Here is a 21,490-nt window from a genome sequence, read left to right on the forward strand (position 1 = left end):
ATGCGCATTCTGCCCCAAGGTCTGATACCTGGAGTTGGCTGCGGCATGTGTAGCAAAGGATCACCTTCGATGAGTACCATAGCCACTGGCTTTATTATGATGCGCTGGGAATTACTGAGCGCAGTGATGATGTTTCTGGCCAGCCAACTGAATGTGGTGTGCCGCAAGGCCAGCCGTAACGGCATGGCGTTTGTGTTCAGCAGCCTCGGGTTGTTCACTAGCTGCTGGTTTGTGATGGGGCTGATGGGCATGTCCTTCAACCTGGCTGGCATTATGCAATTCTGGGCGTCATTCAAAGACGTTTTCATCGATGTCATGAGCCAGAACCCAACCGCCTTCCCTCTGCCATAACCGTTTTTCCAGTCTAGACGGGCGCAGCTATCGCGCCCCGGCAAAGTTAGTGGCGCATCCAGGGCGTTAAGGTCACGCCGACCAGCAAACCTTCCGGGCTTAACAAACGGGTGACGCTCTGGCCCCACGGCTCCAGACGGTTGGCTACCAGCAGTTTATAGCCCTGATCCAGCAGCGTTTGGGTAGCCTTCGCCATATCTGCCACGTCAAACTCCATCCACGCCTGTGGCACCGGCAAATCTTGTGGCCATTGATCCTGGCCAAAGCAAGATTGAGCCGCCTGCGCCAGTGGCCACAGCGCAAAGTGCTTCACGCCCGCCAAGGCATCGTGCTCGGTCAGCAGATAGTCCTCATTCCCTTCCATTGGCTTTAGCGGCAACCCCAGCGCTTGCTGATAAAACGCGGCACTTTGGCTGGTGTTTTGGGTGATCGGGCCAAAACCCGCGACAAAAAGTACCTCAACACCACAAAATGGTTGTTCCATATCCTTTCTCCTCAGGGATTAACGGCTTTGCTGCCGCAGCCGTATCGGCGTATAGCCATAGAATGCCTTGAAACGGTGGCTGAAATGGCTGGCCGAGCTAAAGCCGCAGTCCAGCGCAATCTGGGTTAGCGGCATCAGCGTGTTGCGCAGTAATTTCTCCGCCTGCCGCAAACGCACCTGCATCACATATTGATGCGGCGCCTGCCCGGTGCTGTGTTTAAACATGCGGGCAAAATGAAACTCGCTTAATTCCGCCTGAGCGGCCAAGTCTGCCAGCACCAAGGATTGATCGAGATGGTGATAGATAAACTCCTGCACCCGCTTCAGCACGGCCGGTGCCAGCCCACCACGCACGCTGGGCAGCCGCCATTGGAACTGGGTGTAGCGCTGAAGCATATGCGACATCAACAGCGTAGAGGCGCTGCTCAGTGCCAGTTGGTTGGCGCTATCTTGCCAATTGTGATTAAGTAAAAACTGGCGATACAGCAGCGTGATTTGCGGATCTTCCGCAAACGACAGCGGCTCTACGTTGATGGACGCCGGGCTGCGATCCCAGGTCTGCTCCACCAAATGGCGCAAATGCTGGTCGGTACAGTACAGATGCACAAAAGAGAGATTGCTGCGGACATCCCAGGTGGATTCGTAATGACGCGGCATGATGCAAAAACGATCCGGGCCGCCGCCGTTCTGCCACCCCCCTGGTACCTTCTGATAGCACTCATAACCATCCGCCACGTACAGGCTGAGGGTGTGGTGATCGGCACTTTCCTGGGTGATACGGTCGTTGCAGTTGGACCAGGCCGCAAGTTGCACGCCAGATCCCAGTTGCACGCTATTGTGCAACCGGGCTTTATGTTGGTGCAGTGTTTCAAATGCCAGGTATGCCATAGCTGCCCTATTCCTGTGATCCAAGCCGTTTCAGTTTAAAGAGTGCTGGCGCGGGATACCAGTTGTCACCGGGCGCTTTTAACAAAAAAAGCGCAAGAATATGCAATTGGCCGCAAAAGGCTGAAAGCGTTACGGCGCAAAAAGATGAATACTCCCGTCATCATTCACAGGAGAATTTATGAATACGCTGTTGTATCTTGCCGTGGTGCTGATTTGGGGCACCACCTGGATTGCGATTACCCTGCAACAAGGCACGGTGGCGATCCCCGTTTCGATCGGTTACCGCTTCCTGCTGGCTGCCGCCGTGATGTGGCTGGCCATGCTGGCGCTACGCCGTCTGCGGGCCATTAGCCTGCGGGACCACCTGTTCTGCATGTTGCAGGGCTGCTGTGTGTTTGGCTTTAACTTTTACTGTTTCTACCTGGCCGCAGCCTATATCAGCAGCGGGCTGGAATCGGTGATTTTCTCGATGGCGGTGTTGTTCAACGCGGTTAACAGCATGATTTTCTTCCGCCAACGCCCCGGCCCCAACCTGCTTCCTGCGGCGCTGTTAGGCATGATCGGCATCGTGGCGCTGTTTTGGCAAGATCTGATGGCGACCCAGATGGCGCCAGAATTGCTTAAGGGGATCGGCTTGAGCGCCCTGGGCACCTATGGTTTTTCGCTGGGGAACATGCTCAGCACACGCCATCAACGCCGTGGACTGGATATCCTTTCCACCAACACTTACGCCATGAGCTACGGCGCACTGCTGATGTTTGCCATCGCACTGGCACAGGGCGCTTCATTGCAGCTCGAATTCACCACTCGCTATCTGGGTTCGCTGTTCTATCTGGCGATTTTTGGCACGGTGATCGCCTTTGCCGCCTATTTCACCCTGTTAGGCCGCATCGGCTCAGGGGCCGCCGCCTATAGCACCTTGCTGTTCCCGTTGGTGGCGCTGACGATCTCCACTCTGTATGAGGGTTACCAGTGGCATCTGAATGCGGTGATCGGCCTGTGTCTGATCCTGCTGGGCAACCTGGTGATGTTTTCCAAGCCGGGGAGGTTCAATCTATATCGATGGAAACGTGGAGTTCAGTGACCGTATTAAATATAAGTGTAGGGATACCGTTGCCCACTTAAGATAATCCATGAATTAACACAAAAATCATTGAGGTGTGAGGTAAACCACCTCAATGATTGCCCCACTATCACGAAAGATTACAGCCCATTGCAGTAGGATTCGTATTGACCTTGTTTACTCATACATATTAATGGCTTATTAGCTTCCTGCACCTGAAACCAAATTAACTTCATCAAAGCTTAAGACTTTCATTTAAAAACTCCTGTTGCTTGATAATAAATAAACATCACGATTGCTATGCCAGTAGAAATAGCCAAGGACTGAAATAACGGAGACGCGTTAAAGCTTCTCGCAATAGAACCTATGGCAACCCCAAGAAAAACACAAAAAAAGACAAATAGAATGTTTTTCATTACCCCCCCTAAAATGTAAGTAATGAACCTATTTTTAAAATCATACTATTGATTTCAATGAATATTATAGAATAAGAGAGATTGTTCAGGCATTGTGAAAATGTCTGAAGGTGCTAACACCTACTCATTTCTCAAATGAGGTCATCACAGAATAACCTTCAGAAATTGATAATAACTATCATTCTAAGTTATTTTATCAAGGTCAAGTTGTTTTTATTCGACAGTATATGCCTATTAATCATTCCTATAATGAAAACCGTTAAAACGATATGGTAATTTTATTAACAACAATCAAAGTAAGTAGCAGGAAATAAATCGATAGCCATGGTCTAAAGTAATACGGAGGAATCACAATTATTGTTGATACCTCCCCGCCTATACTTGGGTCTGTTTTACGATAAAAGGAGTGACGAAAATCCGGCACCGCATCGTCATTTATGTCGAAAAACTGTCGAAACATCATCACCCCCCTGCAACCTACTGTTATAAAAAATATTTCCTGGTTGGCATGTTTTATGTATTGCCATAGGCGGAGCATAAACCTTGCCATCCCCGAAAGCTTTTTAGCTGCGCTCAAAAGTTACAGGGGTAATCCGGGAGTTCACCATGAAAAAAATCACCACTGTCTGCCCTTACTGTGGCGCAGGCTGCAAACTAAAACTGGTAGTAGAAAATGGCAAAATCCTGCGTGCCGAAGCGGCAGACGGGGTAACCAATCAGGGGGAACTTTGCCTGAAAGGCTACTACGGCTGGGACTTCCTCAATGATACCAAACTGCTGACTCCGCGCCTTAATCAGCCGCTGATCCGCCGTGTGAAAGGTGGCAAATTTGAGGCTGTCAGTTGGGAGGAGGCTATTCGCTACACGGCACAGCGTCTCAAAGAGATCAAGCAGCAATATGGTGCGCGTGCCATCATGCATACCGGTTCATCGCGCGGGACGGGTAATGAAACCAACTATGTCATGCAGAAATTCGCCCGGGCGGTGATCGGTAATAATAATGTCGACTGTTGTGCCCGCGTTTGCCATGGCCCCTCCGTTGCAGGTTTGCAAGCGACTCTGGGTAACGGCGCGATGAGTAACTCTATCGGCGATATCGAAAACTCCAAGTGCCTGCTGATCATCGGCTACAACTGTGCAGACTCGCACCCTATCGTGGCTCGCCGAGTGTTGAAGGCCAAAGAGAAAGGTGCACAGATTATCGTATGCGACCCACGCCGCATCGAAACGGCGCGTATTGCCGATCTGCATTTACCAATCAACAACGGCTGTAATATGGCGCTGGTGAATGCCTTCGCTCACGTTTTGATTGAAGAAAACCTGTATGACCGCGATTACGTTGCCAACTATACCGAAGGTTTCGACGCCTATCGCCAGCAAGTGGCAGACTATTCTCCAGAAGCGGTGGAGCACCTGACAGGGGTCACTGCCCAGCAGATCCGCCAGGCAATGCGTATCTACGCCAGTGCCCCTTCCGCCACCATTATGTGGGGCATGGGCGTAACACAGTTTGGTCAGGCTGTCGACGTGGTGAAAGGCATTGCCAGCCTGGCACTGCTCACGGGTAATTTGGGGCGCGCCAACGTGGGGGTTGGGCCGGTTCGTGGACAAAATAACGTTCAGGGAGCCTGCGATATGGGGGTTCTGCCAAACGAATTCCCTGGTTATCAGGCCGTGACCGACGCCGCAGTACGAGCCAAATTTGCCGCGGCCTGGGGGATTGACGCCGCACAGATGGACGCCGAAGTAGGCTACCGTATCACCGAAATACCGCATCTGGCCCTTGAAGGTAAAGTCAAAGCCTACTACATCATGGGGGAAGACCCATTACAGACCGAGGCCGATCTGAGCCTGGTCCGTCGTGGGTTCGACGCGCTGGACTTTATCGTGGTGCAGGATATCTTTATGACCAAAACGGCCGAACAGGCCGATGTGATCTTGCCTGCCACCTCATGGGGGGAGCATGGCGGAGTGTTCTCCTGTGCCGACCGTGGTTTCCAACGTTTTGAGAAAGCTATCGAGCCGCAGTATAACGTCAAACGTGACTGGGAAATTATCAGCCTGTTGGCGACTGAAATGGGTTACCCAATGCACTACGAAGATAACCAACAGATCTGGGACGAGATGCGCGAGCTGTGCCCACTGTTTTACGGAGCCACTTACGAAAAAATGGGTGAACTCGGCCATGTGCAGTGGCCTTGTACCACCTTGGACAGCCAGGGGACACCTTACCTGTATCAGGGGAACCAATTCACGACCCCTTCCGGCAAAGGTCAATTGTTTGCTACAGCCTGGCGCGCTCCCGCAGAAATCCCTGATGAAAACTACCCTCTCGTGTTGTGTACCGTGCGCGAGGTCGGCCACTACTCATGCCGCTCAATGACCGGCAACTGTAAGGCACTACAAACGCTGGCGGATGAGCCTGGTTTTGTGCAGATCCATCCGCAAGACGCCGCTGAGCTGGGCATTGCCGACCAGCAACTGGTTTGGGTGGCCTCCCGCCGCGGCAAGGTGATTTCCCGAGCCAACTATAGCGAGAGGATTAATTTGGGCGCGGTTTATATGACCTACCAGTGGTGGATTGGCGCCTGTAATGAACTGACCCAGGATAACCTGGATCCGATCTCGAAAACGCCGGAAACCAAATACTGTGCGGTGAAGCTGGAAGCCATTGCCGATCAGCAATGGGCAGAAAACTATGCTCAGCAGAGTTACTGCACCATGAAGGCCCGCCTGCGCAGCGCCGTGGATGACTTGTTATTGCCGTTAGAAGCTTAGGTTAATTATCGGATTAACGCGGAAATCATTGAGGTGTGGTGTACAACCCCACCTCATTATTTACTTGGCCGTCATTGACCTTGTTGACTCATGCAAATTAATGGCTTATCAGGTCGACCAATCCATATTTCACGCACCAGAAAGCGATTTTAGTACCGCGCCCTTAGTGACTCCGGTGACTGAATTTCTGCGCTGATATTGTCACTTCATTCCGGTTGGACAAGTATCCGCGACGTTGTTAAGCCCTTCGGTTTGACGCTCGAAGCGGATCTTGTTGGCGGACGCGTCATGGTTAATGGTCAGCACATAGATACCGTCAAAATCATTCCCCGACCATTTGGTAACCTGTTGTGGGTTACCTCCCTCGGCGGTGATGATATTTTTTACCACCTGCACCAGATTGTGATGTTCCCAAGAGACATACACCACGGCATTGCGGAAACGATCGTCCAGCAGAGCCGCCTGCAAATCAGCAATGTCATCGGCGTGATACTGGATATTCACCGGCAGTGAGAGCCGAATGGCCGTTGGGGTGATGGTGGTCAATGCCCGCATGGAGCTGCCCAGCTTATTTTTCTTGGGGCCAGCGGCATAAATGGCCTCAGGCTTACCGAAGCGGGAAATCAAGACCTCCGGCAGTGCCAAGGCGCGGTTAAAACCTTTGCAGGTCAACTGACCACTGTTGTTGTCTGGCTTCTCACCGTGGCGAACGAAAACCAGGGTTTGCTCACTCCAGGCGGCCCCTGCCACGCTGGATAACAGTAACGCCAATATGCCGTTTTTAAACGCTTGCTTCATGGTTCTTTTCACCCATATTTGCCCTTAAGAACGCCGCCAGGTAAGACCACGTGCTTGCAGGCCATTGTCGTGACTAATTAAAAAAGCCACCTGCCAAAACGGGTGGCTTGAGATTAATGAGCAAGGACGCAGCATGCGGCCCCTTTTAGAAAGTTAAGGCGTCACCCAATCACTAATCCCAGAACCGCACCGCCCGCCAGGATCCATAATGGATGAATACGTTTATTCATACTCAGCAGCGTCGCTAACACAATTAATATCGCCAATCGCCAGCTGGTCGCTGAAGCCTGGGCAATCAGCACGCCGCTCGCGGCAACCAATCCGACAGTGACCGGCACCAGCCCAACCTGCACGATACGCCGCCAGGGTTTATCTTTAAAACGCCGCCATGCGCCCATCACCAGGATGGTGACAATGGACGACGGCCCAAACTTGGCTACGGAGGAAACCAGCAGCCCGGCCCAGCCCGCGACGTGCCAACCAATCAGCGGCACGATCATCATATTTGGCCCCGGTGCCGCCTGTGCCATGGCGAACAGCGCGCTAAATTCCTGGGCGCTCATCCATTGATGCACCTCCACCACCTGGCGCTGCATTTCCGGCAGGATGCTAAAGCCGCCGCCAAACGCCATCAGCGAAAGCTCGGTAAAAATGATCGCCAGCGAGATTAACACCGCCATCATGAAGGTTTCCTCCACGCCAGCAGAATACTTAGCGGTGCCAGCACCAGCATGGTGGGCAGCAATGGCAAACGTAGCCAGGCAATCGCCACCAAAGCAATGGCGACAATCGCTAACGGCAACCATTTTCCCCACAGTGGCAGCAGCATTTTCAATGCGGTAGAGAGCAGTAAGCCCGCCGCAGCTGCGGCTAAACCGGCAAACACGTGCTGCACATGAGCATCGTCTTGGTAGCGGGCATAAATCACGCCTAGACCAACCACAATTGCCGTTGGGGCGCAGATCAGCCCGAGCAAGGCCGATAGCGCACCACGCAATCCGCGAAACTCCATCCCCACCGCCACCGACAAGTTTATGACGTTGCCACCCGGCAGGAACTGGCACAGTCCCAGCAGTTCGGTGAACTGTTCAGCGGTTAACCAGCGGCGTTGTTCCACCAACATACTGCGCGCCAGCGGCAGCACCCCGCCAAAGCCGATCAGGCCCAGCATCAGAAAGCCGGTAAACAGTTGAGTATTGCTCGGCGGCTCGGCGATCTCCTGGCCCTGTAGCACATTAGGATCTGACATGGCGTTTCCCACATTATCTCAGTTGTTATCTGGCATAATGCACGCGGCCAAGCCATGATGTCTAATGCATTTCAGAGCCATTATCGCTACGGTGTAGGCGCCGTAGAACAAGCTTAATCGTCCCGATCGACAATCCGCGTCAGGTGGATGACCAAGTACAGCAGCTCGTCGTTGGACATCTCCATTTCCAGCAGATTTTTCACATAGTCACGGATCACCAGTGCACAACGATAGGCATCTGGGTACTCTTTCGTCGCCTGCGAGAACAGGAAATCGTCTTTCGACTTCACCTGTTTGTTATCGATCATGCGTTGAATGAAAAACTGCATATGCAGCAGGAAACGCGAGTAATTGAGCGAGTCTGTGGCGATATCGATGCGGAAATGGTATTTGATGATGTTGAAGATATCCTTCAGCATCTTCACCGCCAGCAGCGTGTGCTCCATGCTCTGCACGTCGGTTTGGCCATTGACCAGATGAAAGGCAATGTTCCCCGCCTCTGCCTCCGGCAACAGGATATCCAAGCGCTCGTTGATCTGCGCCAGCGCCTGTAATGCTACGGCAAACTCCTGCGGATAAAAGCGTTTTACCTCATGCAACAGCCGGTTCTGTATGACGATGCCTTTACGGCAGCGCTCAATCGCAAAACTGAGATGGTCCACCAGGGTGAAAAAGATCTGTTCGTTGACCCGGCCGCCAAGCTGGCTGTTGGCCAGCCTGAGGATCATCTGCACCAGTTCAATATGCTGCTCCGGCGTGGCTTCTATCAGGCGCAGATGGTCGTGGCCGGTTTGACCATTCTGCACCACATAGACTTTTTCTATGCTGGCCGCAGCCAGCACATCTCCCACTTTGCTGTTAAACCCGATGCCCTTGCCCATCACGATAACTTCGCGGTTATCGCTGTCGGTGGACAGCACCAGGCTGTTATTGAGCACCTTGATGACTTTCATCATTAAACTGTGTTATCCACGTTGTTGGCCGTTCGAGGCAATCAGGCGCTGATACCAGGCGAAACTGTGCTTCTTGATACGCCGCAGATCGCGCAGATCCTGTTCACCACGGTTGACATAGATAAAACCGTAGCGCTTGGCGTAGCCCTGATGCGTGCTGACCAGATCGATCGCCGCCCACGGGCAGTAACCCAGCAGATCGACACCATCGTTAATCGCCAATTGCATCTGTTCGATATGCGCACGCATAAAATCGATGCGGTAATCATCATTGATGATATCCCCAGACAATAGCTGGTCCGGCGCGCCGATGCCATTTTCAGTAATTAAAATCGGCAGATGATAACGTTCATAAACCTTGCGCAGCGTCAGCCGCAGGCCCACGGGGTCGATCACCCAACCATAGGGCGTTTTGTCGACATACGGGTTTTCCGCTGCCCGATATACGCCCGGTTCACCCAGCATGATTTGCTGATCCCCCGCGCGAGCCGTAATATCCGAGGCATCACCACGGCTGGCTGCGATAGTGGCAGTGGAATAGTAGTTAATCGCCACATAATCCGGCCGCCCTTGCAGCAGTAGCTCCGCATCTCCGTCTTCAATCACAGGGGCAAGGCCACGATCCTGCAAATATCGCCAGGCCAACGCATTGTATCGGCCATGTACCGCGACATCCAGAAAGCTCCAGCAGCGCAGCGTTTCCCAGTTGTGGGCGGCGATGGCATCCAACGGGCGGCAGGTTTCCTGATACATGGAAGTGGTATTGATCGCCGGGCCGATTTTCCCCTTGGGGCAACGCTGATGGCACAAAGCCATGACCCGCGCCTGCGCCACCAGCATATGGTGGCTCTGTTGATAAAGCACTACCTTGGAAGGCAACTCGCCGCCCTTCGGCACACCGATGGCTCCAGGGTGCAGGATCATGGTGTTCTGCTCGTTGATGGTCAGCCAATATTTGACCTTATCGCCAAAGGCAGTGAACAGCACGTCCGCATACTTGACAAAGGCATCGATGGTCTGCCGATTGCTCCAACCGCCCTGTTGTTCCAGCACATAGGGCAGATCGAAATGGTAGAGTGTGACCACCGGTTCAATGCCGTGCTTGAGCAGTTCATCGATCAGGTCACGATAAAACGCCAGGCCAGGCTGATTCACCTCACCCGTGCCGTTGGGCAAAATGCGCGTCCAGGCTACGGAGAAACGGTACGCCTTCAGCCCTAATTCGGCGAACAGCTTAACGTCCTCACGAAAACGGTGGTAATGGTCGCTGGCCACCTTAAAATCCGCCGTCTCGGCGGGATGATCGAGCATATCAACAATGGAAGGACTTTTGCCGTCCTCGTCCCATGCCCCCTCAACCTGATAAGCCGAGGTTGAGGCCCCCCACAGGAAGCCTGGTGGAAAATCGTTCAGCTGTTGGTAAATCATACTTTTTGCTCCTGAATAGTCAGCGCGACAATTTGCTCACCAAAGTTCACCGGGCCAGGCTGCCGACAGCTCAGGTGCGGATACTGCTCACTGTTGACCACCAGCACCGGGGTGATGATGTCGTAACCCAGCGCGGTAATCGCAGCAATATCAAAGCGTACCAGCTCATCACCGGTTTTCACCCGATCGCCCACCTGCAGTTGAGAGCTGAAATGCTCACCGTTGAGATTGACGGTATCGATGCCGATATGCATCAGCACTTCCATGCCGTTATCGGCCTTAATGCCTACGGCATGCTTCGAAGGCAGGAAGGTCACGATTTCCCCGTCCACGGGCGCGCGCAACACACCTTGTTCAGGCACAATCGCCACACCCTTGCCAAGTAACCCTTGTGAGAATACGTCGTCATTCACCTGTTCCAATGCCACCAGTTGGCCTGCCAACGGGCTGTGTAGCAACGCGTCATCAACAGACGGTGCGCTGTCTGTCACCGTTGCCTCTTCTTCATCAACCGGATCTTCAAAGCCCAGGATCCAGGTCAAGGCAAAGGTCACGACGATAGCGATGACGCAGGTGATGAGGGCGTGCACGATATTCATCGGGTTTTCGCCGATAAAGGCCGGCAATGCCGCCAATCCCGGCGAAACAAAGGCATAGCGCACCAAACCGCTGACACCCGCGTAGACACCGGCACAGCCACCGCCAATCATGGCCGCGATCAGCGGTTTACGCAGTTTCAGCGTGACGCCGTACAGTGAAGGCTCGGTGATCCCCAACAGCGCGGTGAAACCGGCGGATGAGGCCAACTGACGCAGATTTTTGTTCTTGGTGCGGAACGCTACGCACAGGGTTGCCGCGCCCTGGGCGATGTTGGAAGCCAACATACCGGGGCCATTAATCATCTCAAAGCCGTTTTTACTCAACTGGCCGGTAGCAATAGGCGTCATTGCCCACGCCGTGCCGGTGATCACCAGGAACGGTTGCAGCCCGCCCATTAACATCGGGATCAGCCAACTGGCCTTGCCATCGATGATCGCCGCGCCGCTGGCTACCAGATCGTTGAGGAAAATACCGAACGGCCCCACCGCCACCAAGGCTAGCGGCGTGGTCACCAGCAGGATGATCATCGGTTTGGTGAAGAATTTAATCATGGTCGGCGAGACTTTTTCGGCAAAGCGCTCGATATAGGACATCAGCCACACCGTGAAGATGATTGGCAGCACTGAACCGGCATAATCGGCCAACCGCACCGGGATGCCAATAAAATCGATTGGCGAACCGGCAGCCAGCATCTGGGCAAGATTGGGGTGCAGCAAGGCTCCCGCGATGGTCATGGCCAGAATAGGATTACACTCAAACTTGATTGAGGCGCCGTAGGCCAGCAGCACCGGCAGGAAAAAGAAGGCGGCATCGGCGATGGTATCCAGCAGATGGTAAGTTGGGCTGGCCGCGCTGATCGCCCCAGTTAACTTGAGGATCGCCAGCAGCGCCTTGATCATCCCCGCGCCGGTAATAGCCGGGATCACCGGCGTAAAGGTGGTCGAAATCACGCTGATAATCTGCGTAAAGACACCGCCCTTGGCCTTGTTTTTCGGCTGTCCGTCAGGTTTGCCCAACGGTTGGCCAATCGCTTTTTGCAACGCGCGGAAAGTCTGCTGCACGTTGTTGCCCACCACAATCTGGAACTGGCCACCGCGCTCGACTACGCTGATCACGCCGGGCAAAGCTTCAATCGCCTTCGCATCTACCCGACTGTCGTCGTTAAACTCCATCCGCAGGCGGGTGGCGCAATGCGTCAGCTTACTGACGTTACCCTTCCCCCCAACCAGTGCCAATATGTCCAAGCCTAACTTGTTATAATCCATAGGTTTTCCCCGGCAAAAAAAGCAAAAAAAAAGACCAAAATGAAAATGCTCCCCTTCAGCAGAAGAAGTGCATTTCTATTTTGGTCTTGCCTGCTTGCGCAGTAACACGCCATCATAAAAATGATTGAGTAGCTTATTAGGCTACGGCGCAAGTAATACCGCGGACGCGATCGCCAGGCAACCGGCAACGGCAAGCTTTGTGATTCGCATCACGATTAGCCGCAGGAAAACTCGCATGCGATCCAACGAAAAATCATCAAACTCTCCCGCGACATACTGTAGCCATGCCCTTCAATAGGTTAAACTTCCCTACCTCGGCGAGTTACCTCTGCCGACCGTTGCGCTTGAATAACAATGAACCAAGGAAGTCTACATGCAACAAGGCTCTAAACTGCGGCCACCACCCATTGATGTGATCACCATTCAGTCGCAGGTGGTCTACGGTAGCGTGGGGAATGGCATTGCCTACCGCACGTTGTTGAAGAAGAACCTGGAGGTGTTGCAGGTACCGAGCGTGTTGTTTGGTTGCCCGCCCTATTACGGCGCGCCGCACGGGGGAGCGATCTCCAGCGAATGGTTCAGCGGTTTTCTGGAAGATCTGATCGCCCGTCAAGTCGTGTGCCGCGCGCGGGCCATCATTATCGGTTACCTGGGTGACGTGGCGCAGTGCCAGATTCTGGCCGACTGGCTGCCACGGGTGATTGCCCTCAATCCAGGTATCAAGATCTATATTGATCCGGTGATGGGAGACTATGGCGAAGGGGTTTACGTCGATAAACGTCTGGTTGAAAGCTATCGCTCGCCATACCTCAATCTGGCCCATGGCCTGACGCCAAACGGATTCGAACTGGAGCAGCTGTGCGGCATGGCGCTGAGCACGCGTGAGCAAACCGAACAGGCTGCGCGGGCGCTACTCAAAGGTAATATGCAGTGGGTGCTGGTTACCAGTGCACCTGGCGTGGCAAACGGCGATCAAGAAGTTGGTCTGTTGCTGGTCACTGCCGACGAGGCGCAAAGCTTCACCCATGCCAAAATCGATTCGCCGGTGAAGGGCACGGGTGACATGTTCACCGCGCTGTTAATTGCTCATTTGCTGCAGGGGGAACCTTTCAGCAAGGCAGTGCCGACGGCGATCCATGAGGTGTGTGCGGTATTGGAAGATGCGGCGCGTCACGGTTGGCAGGAGATCGGCCACCTGCGGGCGTTGAAATAACGGCAGACGGCGCAGGTAGCCCCTGCGCCATGGCCACTCAACGCTTTTTCTTCTTGTTGAAATCCAACTCAAAAGCAAACACCGCGCTTTGAATTTTGCGTTCGGTCAGCATTCCCATCTTGAGAAAACGGCAGGACAGGCGCATGAAATGCTGCGTTTGGTCTTCATCAATATCGTGATCTTGATTCACGGCAATCAGTTCCATATTCACCTTGAACTTGCCGTAATCTCCCAAATCCAACTGAGCCTTATTGAACACCAGCCCCGGCTGCATATAGTCGGGTACCGCGCCATCAATACGCAAACCAACGCCACCCGGCGAAAGATCGTGGATACGCAGTTGGTAAGGGGTGCCATCGCTGTGTTCACCGTTACAGAAGAATTCACGCCAATAAGGCGTGGTGATACGTAACTGGCGGCGGCGCTGGATATAAACCAGTTGTTTCGGCAGGCACGCCTCGTAAACCGGCATGGCGTTATGCTCGGTCAGTTGCGCCTGGTCAACGGAGAATTCGATTTTTGCATCATGGTTTTCAATCACAATGCTGAATTTCCCACCGGAGAGCTGCTCTGGAGCATCGCAATCAAAGACGATGTTATCAGCGCCAACGCTTAATAATTGGCCAATGAATTCGTGTTGTTGATTAACGACACGCAGCGGCGTTCTTTGCTTATAGATGTCGCGCAAGATTGCCAGAACTTCAAAACGCTCCTGCTTGATAAACCGTCCGTTATCAATATGTTCCACCCGTCACTCCCAGCATTGTCCATCGACGCTAACGCTTTCCTTACGCAATCATCACCGCCATCAATACTAAAGTCAAATTTCCCAGCGTTGCCATAATAATGGCAATAGTCGGCCAAAACGAGCCGCCCATGCTGCCTGGCCTGCACTATCCCCGATGAGATCTTGGCGGATCTCGATGCCAACATAGGGTAATTCATGGCGTTCCGCATGTACCGGCAGCGTGTAGTCGGTCGCATCAGTCATCGCATAAGGCTCGTTGATACCAACCTGTAAATCCCCTTCTGCACGCAGCAACTCCGCCAACAGCAGGGCAAATTGTGGATGGCGGTTAAACAGCAGCCCAACCTGCCACGGCCGCGCATCGCCTTTAAACACCGGCGTAAAGCTGTGCATAGCGATCACCGCGCTGGGTTGGTTATTGGCGCGGCGAGCGGCCAGCGTGTGATTGATGGCCTGGTGGTAAGGCTGAAAAATTTCCTGTTCGCGGGCGCCCGCTTCGGCCGCGCTGATCCCTTGGTTGCCAGGAATTGGCGTAACTTCCGATAACGGTGGGATAGAACTGGCAATCCCCGGCATACGGTTACAGTCGATCACCAAACGTGAGTAGTGCTGATGGATCAGTGTCGCATCCAACTGCTGAGCCAGCAGACGGGAAACCGCCAGCGCACCGATATCCCAGCCGATATGCCGATCGATATCGCCGCTGGCCAGACCAAGATCGCCCAAACGTTTTGGGATGGCCTGCCCCGCGTGATCGCACAGCAGTAAGAAAGGAGAAGTCGCCTGTGGCAGCTCAACGCTCACGGCCGCAGGCTCATCGGCAGACAACAAGGTTGGGGTATAGGGGTGATACATTGGGCACTCCGGCGTAAGAAAGCGCTAATTCTAGGCGATCCTCTCACCGGCTACCAATATCCCATGGGAGAATTTGGCACGGCCGCACTTTCGGTCAAAGCGGAGCCGGTGTCATGACCCATTGATTTTATGAATGGGCGCGCCCTCCCTCACGTTGTTAGCCGATCTAAAGATGAGCGGCAATATAGCGCTGATAGCGGGCAGGCTTCAGCCGCGTCAGATCGACCAACACTAAACCATCGATACAGTGGTTAAACGCCGGATCGGTACCGAAGTCGATAAACTGCACGCCACCGGGCTCACACAGCTCGGTGTATTGCTTGTATAAAGTCGGGATCGAACAGCCGAGGTTGCTCAACAGGCTTTTCAGCAGCAGCAAGTCTTGCTGATAATCATCACCGGCAAACTGGGCCAATATCTGTGGTAAAGAGGCCGGATAAGGCTGCCGTGACTGGGCCATGGCATGGTCTGGAGCGAAATAGAGGCGATAGAAGGCAATTAACAAATCGCGGGCGGCAACCGGCATGCCTCCTGAAATGGATACCGGGCCGAACAGATAGCGATACTGGGGATATTTGGCGAGATAGGCACCAATACCGAGCCACAGGTAATCCAGACCGCGCTTCCCCCAATAGGCGGGTTGAATAAAGCTGCGGCCCAACTCAATCCCCTGTTCAAGGATCGGTGTCATATCGCGATCGTAATGGAACAGGCTGTTGCTGTAGATGCCTTCCAGTCCTTTGCTGGCCAACTGCGGTGCCGTGGGGATAAAGCGGTAGGCACCGACAATCTCCAGTTCCTCCTCATCCCATAGCACCAGGTGATAATAGTCGTCGTCATAGCTGTCCAAATCGCGCCGCCGCCCCGAGCCTTCCCCCACGGCACGGAAAGCGATCTCACGCAGGCGGCCAAGCTCCCGCAGGATCGGTGTTCTGGCCTCCCCCTGACGGCGATAAAGGAAAATGGTTTTGCCATCCGGCGTAACACCCAGTCGCTCGCAGGCCGCCAACGCTTTTTTCAGCTCGAGGCGATCTTCCGCCAAGGCGATGGCCGATTCGCTGGTAAACAGCCCTGGCTTTCCTTGACCCAACCGATAGACATGGCGACGGAAACGCTCGGCGAGATCGCGTGCTTGAGTATGGCCATCATGCCAATGGGCAAACGGAATGCGCCCGCCGATGCGGATTTTGATCCGTCCGCCCTGCTGTTTGAACATCTCTCGCACCAATAACAAGGTGGATAACGGGCGATAAATCAGCGAGGTCAAATAGAACAGGCCGCTGTTTCTGGCGCTGATATGGATCGGTACGATCGGCGCCCGCGCCTTGGCGGCCAGCCGCAGAAATCCGGTATGCCAGTGACCATCGCGTATTCCTTTGGGACTCATACGGGACACTTCCCCCGCTGGAAACAAGATCAGCACGCCCTGATTATCCAATTGGGCCTGCATGGCTGAGATTTGCTGGCGGTTGGTCCGGTTGCCCAGGTTATCAACCGGTACAAACAGATGACGTAAAGGTTCGATACAGCTCAGCAACTGGTTGGCCACTACCTTGACGTCTGGCCGTACCGCCGCCACCGTCCGCAACAGCACCAAGCCATCCAGCGAACCAATGGGATGGTTGGCAACCAACACCACCGGGCCTTGGCTGGGGATGTTTTCCAGATCCCCATCCACCAGTTCGCAGCTCAAATTAAAGTAGTCCACCACCTGCTCGATCAGATCCAACCCTTTCAGGTGAGGATAGTCGGCGGCAAACTGACTGAATTCTTTTTCACGCAGTAAGGTTCTTAGCAGGCTACGCTGCCAGGCAGGGGGAGAATGCTGTGGGAAGACATCTTGCAGCAGGCTATCCAAAGTAAACATCGGGTCATCTCCTGGCCTAGTCGCTGCAAACTTAAGCCAGCGTCATGACCTGAACATGACCGTTTGATGACGGAAAGATGAAATCAGGCGTCAGGGGCGAGAATGCTCGCCCCTCTATTCTCTGGTTTACAGAGCGGCCTCTATACGGGCGTTGACCTGTTCCCGCAGCCGCAGTAGCACAGAGGCTTGATGAGGGTAACGTTTGAAGGTGATGCGCATCCCCAGCTCTTGATCGATCAACTGCTCCACCGTGGCGCGATCGGTCAGGCTCTCCAACAACTGCAAGGCCCGCAGATCCTGCAACCCCTGATGGAATACCCGCAAACGCAGCGACTCTATCGGCATGAAATTCGGCCCAGGGTAAACCACAAAAGGATCGCCAGAGGGGAAGGCGTTGCCGCTGTCGGTAACCGCATAGGGATTCAGTTTCTCCCGGGAATGGCTGCTGTTATAGAAGTTGTAGCCCCAGTGGAGGAAACCGCTGATGTTATAGAGGTAAAGCTGGATACCCAGAATGCGGTTGCGGGCCGAAGGCTGGGCAAAGAAGCGGTTGGCTACCTCGGTTCTTTGCACGCAGCAGTAATAGGCCCACAGCTGCGGGATTTGATGCTCGAGGAATGGCTCGATATGATCGGTGGCGACTACCGGAGTTTCTACCAACCCACGCTGATAGAAGTCAAAGTCGGAGAGTGCATCGAAGGTACGGAACCCCTCTAGCAACGGCTGCAGCGAATCGCTGGCACGTTGGTAGGCGGCGATATTTTCCAGTTTAGGTTCATCCGAGATGTGGAACCACACCTGCCGTTGCAGAGCCCGTGCCCGGAACCAGCCGGTTAACGCTGGCATCAATGCCTGCAGAAACTGCTGATATTCGCTGCCGTGGGCATCGGTATGCCAACCAAACAGCGGCTGCATTTCCCCCGCGACCTCAACCATAATTTTTGGCGCATGCGCTGCGCCCCATTGGGTAAACAGGTGGGCAATTTCGAAGTGTTCGATCCCCTCCTCCTGCGCCAGCGCTACCCACTGCGCCAATCGTTCAAAATCAAATTGGTAACCTGCAACGGTGCGTTTCACCCCAACCAGCTGCACGGTGGTGCGTTCGCCGCCGATGGCGGTATCCAGCGGCGGCGTAAAGATCGGCGTTAGCAGCATATTCACGCCATTTGCCACCGCGTTGCGGACCAAGTTACGCACCGCCTGCCAGTATTGCGGGCTGAACACTGCAATCTGATAATAGTCCGCCAAACAGTCGGTATGTAACCATTCGGTATGCAGCAGCCTCTGCTTTGGCAACGCGGCAGGCACCACATGCAGCATCATACTGGCTGCGGCCAACTCTTCCCCCGTCTCTTGATCAAACAGCCGCAGCGTTAGCGGATAGTCGCCACCGGCAATACCCTGTGCTGGCGGCGTAAAGGTCAGCCACAGGCTAGCGTAATAACGGCAGGCGGCAAAAAAACGCCGATCCTGGATGGGCATCAGCGGGTCGGGAAATAGGCCAGGCTCGGTCGTCAGATAGTTCTCATCGGCCTCGGCATAACAGGGAAAATGGCTGGGCACCGACTGCACATGGCGCACGCTGATATCATCGGCCAATTGCCCCTCAAGTTGATAACGTAATTCCCGGCGGGTTTCATTATCCTCGCGGTACAGACAATACACGCCTTGCCATGAGAGGGTTTCATTATTCAGGCAGCTGAATTGGTTTTGCTGTTCTACCTGCGGTGCGGCTTGACGATGAAATACCTTCTCCAGGCAATGGGTAAATAGTAGCGTGAGACGCATAATAGCTGCCCTGTATTATTTTACGGTGGGATTGAATTAATTTCAGGCTAGCGCGTTTTTTCACCACAGGCAATATAGGCCAACGAAAAAAGCTAGCGAATGCCCTCTCGCCCGGCAAAAAATTAATTTTTTTGTTTATTTGCATCACAAAAATGAAAGATGCCGCGGCCTGCACAATAAAAACGTTTTTAATCCCCATTATGGTGCAAGGGTTATCAGTTAATCCTATGACCCCAGCAAGCCATAACTGCCGCCCGACAACGGATTTTCGCCGTTCGACATTAACAATTCATCAACAAAAAAGCCTTTCGGTTGGTGGCTTTGACCTTTCGTTGTTAACAACAATGAAAGATACGCGCCCCATTTTTGGGCAAAAGGGCTGCATTGACACATTGAAAGTTAAGGGATAGAAAGAAATCACGTTCACCAAAAAATGTATTCGCCAACACCGAGGGTAAAGCAATGTCACCTAGAAAAAACGCCGGACGTTTTCTGTTGCATTCCGCTGTTGCAGCCGCTTTATTGTTGCCGACCATGTTATATGCCGCCGACCAGATAACATTGCGTTATGCGGTTTGGGATCGAAACCAATTACCTGCCGAACAGGAAATTGCCAAGCGATTTGAGAAGGCAAACCCGAATGTCAAAGTGGAAATAGAATTAACGCCCGCCGCACAATACTTTGTTAAATTAGACTCCGCCGCTGCCGGCGGTGTCGCACCGGATATATTCTGGATTAACATGCCCTATTTTGTGCAATATGCCAAAAACGGCATTATGCAACCGCTGGGCGATTATTTAAAAGACGGCACGGTCAATCTGGATAATATCGTTGCCAGCTCCGTTAAGGCTTATCAATACGACGGCCAGCAGATGGCCATCCCGCGCGACGTCGACTCCATCGCCGTGTGGTACAACAAAAAACTGTTCGATCAGGCTGGCGTCAGCTATCCCACCAGCGACTGGACCTGGGATGACATGAAGAAGAAGGCCGCCGAATTGCAAACCGGCCTGAAGGGCAGCGCCTTCCCGCTGGTGATGGATCTCAGCATCGACGGCCAGGACAGCTATATGAACCTGCTGTTCCAGAAAGGCAATCATATCGTGCCAAAAGATGGCCAACCGACCGATATCGCCAACGACAACGCCATCTGGGTCTACCAGCAGCTACAAGGGATGATGAAAGACGGCCTGATGCCGACCGCCCAGCAGATGAGCGAAGTGAAGACCGAGAACATTTTCCAGTCCAACCGCGCCGCCATGGTGTATGCCGGTTCCTGGCTGGCCGCACCGTTCGCCAACAATCCGCTGATCAACGACCATATCGGCGTGGTGATGATGCCGAAGATCGAGCGCCAGTCTGGCGTGGCTCACAGCCTGGCCTATGCCATGTCCGCCAAGAGTAACCACAAGCCAGAAGCCTGGAAGTACATCGAGTTTATGAGCAGCGAAGCCTCGCAGGCCACTTTGGCGAAAGTGGTGATCCCGGCCAACAAGGTCGCGGCTAAAGCCTGGGTGGAGGAAGTCAAAAAGGTTGACGTCAGCCCGTACATCCAAACGCTGGAAGTGACCGAGGCCTATCCAACCGCAGGCACCAACACGCCGAAGTGGCAAAACATGTGGATCGGCAGCCTGAAGAAAATCTTTATGGGCGCGGATGCCCGTACGGAAATGGATAAATCGATCAAGAAGATCGAACGCATCATGGAGCAGTAATTCCCCCCGCTGCGACCTACCTACCCGAGGGTAGGTCGCAGCGGAAACACTGAGCAGTCAAAGGTGAGGAATGGCGACATGTCGCTGGCAGAAACGGCTACGGCCAACATAAAACAGGCAAAGAGCAAACCTCGTGCCGCATTAAGCCGCCTGGAGCGGGCCGAACGCTTCTGGGGCTGGGTGATGATCCTGCCGCTGGTGATCGGCCTGACGGTATTTTACTTCATCCCGTTTTTACAGAACATTTTTTACAGCTTTACCGACCTCAACCAGTTTATGAGCTGGACGACCATCAGCTTTGACAACTACATCAACCTGTTTGAGGACGATGACTTCTATACCGCCGCCTTCAACACCCTGTTTTATGTGGTGGTGTGCGTGCCGGTGATCCTGCTGCTGTCGTTGCTGCTGGCGATTGGGCTCAACCAGAATATTCGTGGCAAAGCGTTGTTGCGCACCCTGCTGTTTCTACCGGCGGTGACCATGCCTGCCGCAGTGGCAATGGTGTGGCAGTGGTTGTTCAACAAGGATTTTGGCCTGATTAACCAGGGGCTAAACCTGTTGCATATTACGCCGGTCGCCTGGCTCTCCGATCCGGACGTGGTACGCATCAGCGTGTCCATCATCATTATCTGGTCGTCGCTGGCGCTGAAAATCATCATCCTGCTGGCCGGTTTGCAAAGCATCCCCCGTCAGCTGTATGAAGCCGCCGATATCGACGGTATCAGCACCCTGCGCCGTTTCTTCTTTATCACGCTGCCGATGATGGTGCCGACGCTGTTCTTTGTATCGGTGATGAGCTTTATCGAGATCCTGCAAATCTTCGACGTGGTGTTCCTGATGTTCGACCGCGCCCTGGTGGAAGGTGACGTGATGACCATCACCAACCTGTTCTACAAATACGCCTTCTATCTGCAAGAGAAAGGTTACGCCTCTGCCATTACCGTGGTGCTGTTCGCCGTGACGCTGGTGATCACACTGGTGCAGATGGCGATCGGCAAACGCCTGAGAGTGAGCTGAGGAGCCATTG

19 protein-coding genes are annotated in these 21,490 nt (G+C 53.7%); 7 read left to right on the forward strand and 12 right to left on the reverse strand.

The genetic code is table 11. The features are described from left to right. Positions 1–69 precede the first annotated feature (69 nt). The gene (locus KGP26_RS14470) at positions 70–351 is read left to right on the forward strand and encodes a YjcB family protein (protein ID WP_024487094.1); all 282 of its coding nucleotides are present in this window, start codon (positions 70–72) and stop codon (positions 349–351) included. Positions 352–397: 46 nt separating this feature from the next. Here the strand turns inward: KGP26_RS14470 and KGP26_RS14475 are convergent, their stop codons facing one another. Then, entirely contained in the window at positions 398–835 is a 438-nt protein-coding gene (locus KGP26_RS14475; protein WP_223664154.1) for a glyoxalase, read from the reverse strand. 18 nt (positions 836–853) lie between these two features. Then, positions 854–1,723, reverse strand: coding sequence for a helix-turn-helix domain-containing protein (locus tag KGP26_RS14480; protein WP_223664156.1), 870 nt, complete (start codon positions 1,721–1,723; stop codon positions 854–856). Positions 1,724–1,901: 178 nt separating this feature from the next. Between KGP26_RS14480 and KGP26_RS14485 the strand changes: the two genes are divergently transcribed. Together KGP26_RS14485 and fdhF are read left to right on the forward strand one after the other, a co-directional pair. Further along, positions 1,902–2,807: a DMT family transporter gene (locus tag KGP26_RS14485; protein WP_223664158.1), complete on the forward strand. Its 906-nt coding sequence runs from the start codon at positions 1,902–1,904 to the stop codon at positions 2,805–2,807. A gap of 1,001 nt (positions 2,808–3,808) precedes the next feature. Continuing rightward, on the forward strand, positions 3,809–5,980 hold the full coding sequence (gene fdhF / locus KGP26_RS14490) for a formate dehydrogenase subunit alpha (RefSeq protein WP_223664160.1): 2,172 nt from the start codon (positions 3,809–3,811) through the stop codon (positions 5,978–5,980). Positions 5,981–6,181: 201 nt separating this feature from the next. Here fdhF and KGP26_RS14495 read toward each other — a convergent pair whose 3' ends face one another. The 6 genes from KGP26_RS14495 to KGP26_RS14520 form a co-directional block, all read right to left on the reverse strand. Continuing rightward, positions 6,182–6,778, reverse strand: coding sequence for a histidine phosphatase family protein (locus KGP26_RS14495; RefSeq protein ID WP_037375948.1), 597 nt, complete (start codon positions 6,776–6,778; stop codon positions 6,182–6,184). 161 nt (positions 6,779–6,939) lie between these two features. Further along, the gene (locus KGP26_RS14500) at positions 6,940–7,461 is read right to left on the reverse strand and encodes a chromate transporter (RefSeq protein WP_223499840.1); all 522 of its coding nucleotides are present in this window, start codon (positions 7,459–7,461) and stop codon (positions 6,940–6,942) included. After that, positions 7,458–8,027 carry a chromate transporter gene (locus KGP26_RS14505; RefSeq protein WP_037375950.1) on the reverse strand — a complete coding sequence of 190 codons (570 nt, stop codon included), beginning with the start codon at positions 8,025–8,027 and terminating at the stop codon, positions 7,458–7,460. The genes KGP26_RS14500 and KGP26_RS14505 overlap by 4 nt, the downstream gene beginning before the upstream one ends. Before the next feature lie 113 nt (positions 8,028–8,140). Continuing rightward, positions 8,141–8,980, reverse strand: coding sequence for a BglG family transcription antiterminator LicT (gene licT / locus KGP26_RS14510; protein WP_037376086.1), 840 nt, complete (start codon positions 8,978–8,980; stop codon positions 8,141–8,143). Positions 8,981–8,992: 12 nt separating this feature from the next. After that, a complete protein-coding gene (locus KGP26_RS14515) occupies positions 8,993–10,408 on the reverse strand; it encodes a glycoside hydrolase family 1 protein (RefSeq protein WP_223664162.1) in 1,416 nt (471 codons plus the stop codon). After that, positions 10,405–12,273, reverse strand: coding sequence for a beta-glucoside-specific PTS transporter subunit IIABC (locus KGP26_RS14520; RefSeq protein ID WP_223664164.1), 1,869 nt, complete (start codon positions 12,271–12,273; stop codon positions 10,405–10,407). Before KGP26_RS14520 ends, KGP26_RS14515 begins: the two co-directional genes overlap by 4 nt. A gap of 373 nt (positions 12,274–12,646) precedes the next feature. Here KGP26_RS14520 and KGP26_RS14525 point away from each other — a divergent pair, with 373 nt between their 5' ends. Continuing rightward, positions 12,647–13,486, forward strand: a complete 840-nt coding sequence (locus KGP26_RS14525) for a PfkB family carbohydrate kinase (protein ID WP_223664165.1) — start codon at positions 12,647–12,649, stop codon at positions 13,484–13,486. A gap of 37 nt (positions 13,487–13,523) precedes the next feature. On the opposite strand, the gene KGP26_RS14530 is transcribed toward KGP26_RS14525, so the two are convergent. From KGP26_RS14530 to KGP26_RS14545, 4 genes are all read right to left on the reverse strand, one after another. After that, positions 13,524–14,234, reverse strand: a complete 711-nt coding sequence (locus tag KGP26_RS14530) for a flagellar brake protein (protein WP_021806468.1) — start codon at positions 14,232–14,234, stop codon at positions 13,524–13,526. 72 nt (positions 14,235–14,306) lie between these two features. Next, complete coding sequence (locus KGP26_RS14535; RefSeq protein WP_094981277.1) at positions 14,307–15,089, reverse strand: N-formylglutamate amidohydrolase; 783 nt, start codon at positions 15,087–15,089, stop codon at positions 14,307–14,309. Positions 15,090–15,255: 166 nt separating this feature from the next. Beyond that, complete coding sequence (locus KGP26_RS14540) at positions 15,256–16,956, reverse strand: lysophospholipid acyltransferase family protein (RefSeq protein WP_223664166.1); 1,701 nt, start codon at positions 16,954–16,956, stop codon at positions 15,256–15,258. A 126-nt stretch (positions 16,957–17,082) separates the two neighbouring features. Next, complete coding sequence (locus tag KGP26_RS14545; protein WP_094981279.1) at positions 17,083–18,744, reverse strand: DUF4091 domain-containing protein; 1,662 nt, start codon at positions 18,742–18,744, stop codon at positions 17,083–17,085. A gap of 152 nt (positions 18,745–18,896) precedes the next feature. Here KGP26_RS14545 and KGP26_RS14550 point away from each other — a divergent pair, with 152 nt between their 5' ends. From KGP26_RS14550 to KGP26_RS14560, 3 genes are all read left to right on the forward strand, one after another. After that, positions 18,897–19,154 (forward strand): hypothetical protein, encoded by a 258-nt coding sequence (locus KGP26_RS14550; protein ID WP_223664167.1) that lies wholly within the window; start codon positions 18,897–18,899, stop codon positions 19,152–19,154. 52 nt (positions 19,155–19,206) lie between these two features. Continuing rightward, the gene (locus KGP26_RS14555) at positions 19,207–20,460 is read left to right on the forward strand and encodes a sugar ABC transporter substrate-binding protein (protein ID WP_209527195.1); all 1,254 of its coding nucleotides are present in this window, start codon (positions 19,207–19,209) and stop codon (positions 20,458–20,460) included. 78 nt (positions 20,461–20,538) lie between these two features. Continuing rightward, complete coding sequence (locus tag KGP26_RS14560) at positions 20,539–21,480, forward strand: carbohydrate ABC transporter permease (RefSeq protein ID WP_021177896.1); 942 nt, start codon at positions 20,539–20,541, stop codon at positions 21,478–21,480. The last annotated feature ends 10 nt before the right edge of the window (positions 21,481–21,490 follow it).

This window comes from Serratia sp. JSRIV002 (assembly GCF_019968725.1).
Taxonomy (GTDB): Bacteria; Pseudomonadota; Gammaproteobacteria; order Enterobacterales; family Enterobacteriaceae; genus Chania; species Chania fonticola_B.

Bases quoted from the DNA above. Each gene is read 5' to 3' on its own strand.
- fdhF (WP_223664160.1), top strand. From the start codon at position 3,809: ATGAAAAAAATCACCACTGTCTGCCCTTACTGTGGCGCAGGCTGCAAA.
- KGP26_RS14520 (WP_223664164.1), bottom strand. From the start codon at position 12,273: ATGGATTATAACAAGTTAGGCTTGGACATATTGGCACTGGTTGGGGGG.
- KGP26_RS14560 (WP_021177896.1), top strand. From the start codon at position 20,539: ATGTCGCTGGCAGAAACGGCTACGGCCAACATAAAACAGGCAAAGAGC.
- KGP26_RS14535 (WP_094981277.1), bottom strand. From the start codon at position 15,089: ATGTATCACCCCTATACCCCAACCTTGTTGTCTGCCGATGAGCCTGCG.
- KGP26_RS14485 (WP_223664158.1), top strand. From the start codon at position 1,902: ATGAATACGCTGTTGTATCTTGCCGTGGTGCTGATTTGGGGCACCACC.
- KGP26_RS14475 (WP_223664154.1), bottom strand. From the start codon at position 835: ATGGAACAACCATTTTGTGGTGTTGAGGTACTTTTTGTCGCGGGTTTT.
- KGP26_RS14555 (WP_209527195.1), top strand. From the start codon at position 19,207: ATGTCACCTAGAAAAAACGCCGGACGTTTTCTGTTGCATTCCGCTGTT.
- KGP26_RS14500 (WP_223499840.1), bottom strand. From the start codon at position 7,461: ATGATGGCGGTGTTAATCTCGCTGGCGATCATTTTTACCGAGCTTTCG.
- KGP26_RS14525 (WP_223664165.1), top strand. From the start codon at position 12,647: ATGCAACAAGGCTCTAAACTGCGGCCACCACCCATTGATGTGATCACC.
- KGP26_RS14540 (WP_223664166.1), bottom strand. From the start codon at position 16,956: ATGTTTACTTTGGATAGCCTGCTGCAAGATGTCTTCCCACAGCATTCT.
- KGP26_RS14495 (WP_037375948.1), bottom strand. From the start codon at position 6,778: ATGAAGCAAGCGTTTAAAAACGGCATATTGGCGTTACTGTTATCCAGC.
- KGP26_RS14550 (WP_223664167.1), top strand. From the start codon at position 18,897: ATGAAAGATGCCGCGGCCTGCACAATAAAAACGTTTTTAATCCCCATT.
- KGP26_RS14505 (WP_037375950.1), bottom strand. From the start codon at position 8,027: ATGTCAGATCCTAATGTGCTACAGGGCCAGGAGATCGCCGAGCCGCCG.
- KGP26_RS14470 (WP_024487094.1), top strand. From the start codon at position 70: ATGAGTACCATAGCCACTGGCTTTATTATGATGCGCTGGGAATTACTG.
- KGP26_RS14480 (WP_223664156.1), bottom strand. From the start codon at position 1,723: ATGGCATACCTGGCATTTGAAACACTGCACCAACATAAAGCCCGGTTG.
- KGP26_RS14515 (WP_223664162.1), bottom strand. From the start codon at position 10,408: ATGATTTACCAACAGCTGAACGATTTTCCACCAGGCTTCCTGTGGGGG.
- licT (WP_037376086.1), bottom strand. From the start codon at position 8,980: ATGAAAGTCATCAAGGTGCTCAATAACAGCCTGGTGCTGTCCACCGAC.
- KGP26_RS14545 (WP_094981279.1), bottom strand. From the start codon at position 18,744: ATGCGTCTCACGCTACTATTTACCCATTGCCTGGAGAAGGTATTTCAT.